Origin of the sequence: Haloflavibacter putidus, assembly GCF_006546625.1 — a bacterium.
GTDB lineage: Bacteria > Bacteroidota > Bacteroidia > Flavobacteriales > Flavobacteriaceae > Mesonia > Mesonia putida.
In genome coordinates, this window is record NZ_VIAR01000024.1 from 1 (window position 1) to 3,384 (window position 3,384).

A 3,384-nucleotide genomic window follows, 5' to 3' on the forward strand; every position below is an offset into this window, starting at 1 on the left:
TGTGATCAGGAACAAATTACTAGCCAGGATTTTTGCAGTTGTAAAACGGAGAACGCCATATGTTGATACCTTGAAATATGCAGCTTAAAAATGTTGAAAATTTTAACTAAAAAGCTTTTTTTAACCATAGAATACGGGAGTATCGAGAAGTGTCACTTCGAGTGTTTTTCAGCGAGCGATAGCGAGAGGAAAAATGTATCGAGAAGCCTTCCCTAACACCTAACACCTAATACCTACCTCCTACTCCCTAAAATTCCGCTTTAGCGAATACAAATCTTCCCTTCTATCTTTTAGGTTTTTCACGCTGCCAAAATTGTGCAAATCGCGTAAAGCATCTAAATCTACATCGGCAATTAAAATCATTTCGGTATTGGGGGTGGTTTCGGCTTTAATTCCGTCATACGGAAATTTAAAATCGGAAGGTGTAAAAACAGCCGATTGGGCATACTGAATATCCATATTATGTACTTTAGGCAAGTTGCCAACACTTCCGGCAATGGCCACATAACATTCGTTTTCTACCGCTCGGGCTTGGGCACACAGTTTTACGCGGGAAAAGCCGTTTTGCGTATCGGTTAAAAAAGGAACAAACAGAATCTGCATTCCTTCTAAAGCCATTATTCGCGAAAGCTCGGGGAATTCGACATCGTAGCAAATCAAGATGCCTATCTTACCGCAATCTGTATCGAAAGTAGAAAAAACATCTCCCCCCTGTAAACCCCAAACTTGCGCTTCGTCCGGAGTGACGTGTATTTTTTTAAACTGTTCTACACTCCCATCTCTTCTGCACAAATAACCAACATTATAAAGTTTATCGTCTATAATTTCCGGCATGCTGCCGCTTATAATGTTAATGTTGTAGCTTACCGCCAATTGCATCATTTTTTCACGAATAGCCTGCGTAAAACCTGCCAGTTTCCTAATGGCTTCGGCTTCTGATAGATGGTTGTATTGTGCCATTAAAGGCGCATTAAAAAACTCTGGGAACAAAGCAAAATCTGACCGGTAACCCGAAAACGATTCTACAAAAAACGCTACTTGGTGCATTAATTCTTCCAAGCTTTTATACGAACGCATTTGCCATTGCACCAAGCCTAAACGCACTTCTGTTTTTTCGGCAATCGGATTTTTATTGTCTTTGGTATAATAAATATTGTCCCATTGCATCCACACCGCGTATTCTTTAGAAGCGGCGTCGCCTTCCAGATAGTTAGACAAAATCCGTACGGGTCTAAAATCGTTTGCCAACTGAAAATTAAGCACGGGATCTGCTATCTCGCGCTGGCGCACTTTTTCTATATAAGCTTTTGCGCTTAATTCTTGCGAATACTTGTGGTAATTGGGCAATCTGCCGCCAAAAACAATAGCTTTTAGATTAAGTTGCTCGCACAATTCTTTTCGGTAATCATACAAACGCCTGCCTAGGCGTAAGCCTCTAAACTCTTTTTTTATGATAATGTCAATTCCGTAAAGTGTATCGCCTTTTGGACTGTGATTTTTAAATTTAGCATCCCCTACAATATCTTCATAGGTATGTTTTTTATCTAAACTTTTAGAATCTACCACAATAGAAAAAGCACAACCCGCCAATTTCCCATTTACCAACACTACTACTTGTCCTTTAGGAAAGGTTTTAAGCAAGCCTTGCAATTCTTCTTTTTTCCAGTAAGCATCGGGCACATCGCCATAGATTTCCAAAAAAACCTCTTTTAATTCGCTAAAATCGGAAAGCGATAGGTAACGTAATTCTATTTGTGGCGTCTGTTCTTCCATCTTTACGGAATTGAATTTAGGTTAAAGGTAATTTCTTTTAATTAATAATAAGTTAATAATGCAAGTCTAAAGGAGTAATCCCGATTTTCACATCAAAATTATCCCGAGAAGCGGCACTTCGAGTGATTCCTTTTCGGATTTGAAAAATCCGGAAGGGAATTGTATCGAGAAGTGGTACTTCGAGTGTTTTTCAGCGAGCGATAGCAAGAGGAAAAATGTACCGAGAAGCAGCACTAAAAACTACCAACTAAATACTAACTACTCAATACTCAATACTAACCACTAACCACCAATCAAACTACATCCCCAACAAATACGCAAAAACAAGTGGCGCTACAATGGTGGCATCGCTTTCTATAATGTATTTTGGCGTGTCGATATCCAATTTCCCCCAAGTAATTTTCTCGTTAGGAACCGCTCCCGAATAAGAACCGTAACTGGTGGTTGAATCGGATATCTGACAAAAATAACTCCAAAACGGCGTATCGGTTTGTTCTAAATCTTGGTATAGCATTGGCACGACACATATTGGGAAATCTCCTGCAATGCCGCCTCCAATTTGAAAAAAGCCTATTCCTTTTGAAACCTCCGGTTGAGTATTTTTAGAATACCAATCCGCTAAAAACGTCATATATTCAATGCCAGATTTTACCGTCGAAGCTTTTAGCTCGCCTTTTACCACATAACTGGCAAAAATGTTGCCCATAGTGCTATCTTCCCAACCGGGAACAACAATTGGTAAGTTTTTTTCTGCTGCAGCATACATCCAGGAGTCTTTTAAATCTATTTCATAATGCTCTTCCAACACGCCAGATAATAACAACTTGTACATATATTCGTGCGGAAAATAACGTTCTCCTTTAGCTTCTGCATCTTTCCAGATTTTTACAATATGTTTTTGTATGCGCCTAAAAGCTTCTTCTTCCGGAATACAGGTATCGGTAACCCGGTTAAGGCCTTTATCCAATAAGTCTCTTTCGTCTTGCGGCGTAAGATCGCGGTAATTGGGCACGCGTTTGTAATGCGAATGGGCCACCAAATTCATCACATCTTCTTCTAAATTGGCACCGGTACAAGAAACGATATGTACTTTGTCTTGCCGAATCATTTCAGCAAAAATTTTACCTAACTCTGCCGTACTCATCGCCCCAGCCAAAGAAACCAGCATTTTTGAGCCTTGTTGCAATTGTTTTTCATAGCCTTTTGCCGCATCTACCAAACTAGCCGCGTTAAAATGCAAAAAGTACTTTTCTATAAATTGGGTTATTGGTTTATTCATTTTTTATTTTAATTTAAATACTATACAATTCGTTTCCGTAAAGAAAGCAATAATTAGTTATCAGAATTTAAGTTAATAACTCTTTCACATGTCAGGCAGAGCGCAGTCGAAGCCCATTTTTTAACTTTTTCACTCTTTAACTTTTTAACTCTCCTCTAATAAAGCAATCAAGTTAATTTCAAATTGTGTCAGGCTGAGCATTCTAAGTTAAAAACAAACTTTTAAGCAGATAATTTTACAAAAGGTTCCTCTCTTTTGGCTACTGCAAATATTCTTAATACAAGTTTATTAGCTACAGCATTAATTACGCTCATATGATGTTTTCCATCTTT

The 3,384-nt window shown here is 38.6% G+C and carries 2 protein-coding genes; both read right to left on the minus strand.

Translation table 11 applies throughout. From position 1 onward, the window contains the following. Positions 1–240: 240 nt before the first annotated feature. Positions 241–1,773 carry a carbon-nitrogen hydrolase family protein gene (locus FKR84_RS13175; protein WP_141422782.1) on the minus strand — a complete coding sequence of 511 codons (1,533 nt, stop codon included), beginning with the start codon at positions 1,771–1,773 and terminating at the stop codon, positions 241–243. Between the two features lie 298 nt (positions 1,774–2,071). Further along, positions 2,072–3,052 (minus strand): deoxyhypusine synthase family protein, encoded by a 981-nt coding sequence (locus FKR84_RS13180; protein ID WP_141422783.1) that lies wholly within the window; start codon positions 3,050–3,052, stop codon positions 2,072–2,074. Between the last annotated feature and the right edge of the window lie 332 nt (positions 3,053–3,384).

Coding starts and splice junctions, on each gene's coding strand:
- FKR84_RS13175 (WP_141422782.1), bottom strand. CDS start 1,773: ATGGAAGAACAGACGCCACAAATAGAATTACGTTACCTATCGCTTTCC.
- FKR84_RS13180 (WP_141422783.1), bottom strand. CDS start 3,052: ATGAATAAACCAATAACCCAATTTATAGAAAAGTACTTTTTGCATTTT.